The sequence below is a fragment of the Kocuria subflava genome, assembly GCF_012163155.1.
Classification (GTDB): Bacteria; Actinomycetota; Actinomycetes; order Actinomycetales; family Micrococcaceae; genus Kocuria; species Kocuria subflava.
Genome location: NZ_JAAVUN010000261.1, coordinates 1 through 510, shown reverse-complemented (window position 1 = coordinate 510; position 510 = coordinate 1). Strand labels below are relative to the sequence as shown.

Below are 510 nucleotides of genomic sequence, written 5' to 3'. Positions count from 1 at the left end.
GCCGAGTTCAGCGCCTCGGGAACCGTGATCACCTTCCCCGGCTTCCCCTCCGCCTACCAGGAGGCCAAGGACTCTGCCCGGGACACCGGCACGGACAAGGACGACGCGAAGTCCGGCGACAAGCGTCTCCCGCAGATGGAGGAGGGCGACGCACTGGAGGCCGCGGAGGTCACCGCCGACGGTCACTCGACGCGTCCCCCCGCCCGCTACACGGAGGCCTCCCTGGTGGCGGCCATGGACGAAATGGGCATCGGCCGTCCCTCGACCTACGCGGCCGTGATCTCCACGATCGTGGACCGCGGTTACGTCAAGGTGCGCGGCACCGCGTTGATCCCGTCCTGGACGGCGTTCTCCGTGGTGCGTCTGCTGGAACAACACTTCTCCGACTACGTCGACTACGACTTCACCGCGGAGATGGAGGAAGGCCTGGACCGGATCGCCCGCGGCGAGGAGGACCGGCAGGAATGGTTGCAGCGGGTCTACTTCGGTGAGGACGGCGCGGACAACGGC

1 protein-coding gene is annotated in these 510 nt (G+C 68.2%); it reads left to right on the top strand.

The genetic code is table 11. From position 1 onward, the window contains the following. On the top strand, positions 1-510 hold a 510-nt coding region (locus tag GTW58_RS14090), incomplete at both ends, for a DNA topoisomerase (RefSeq protein ID WP_245195291.1).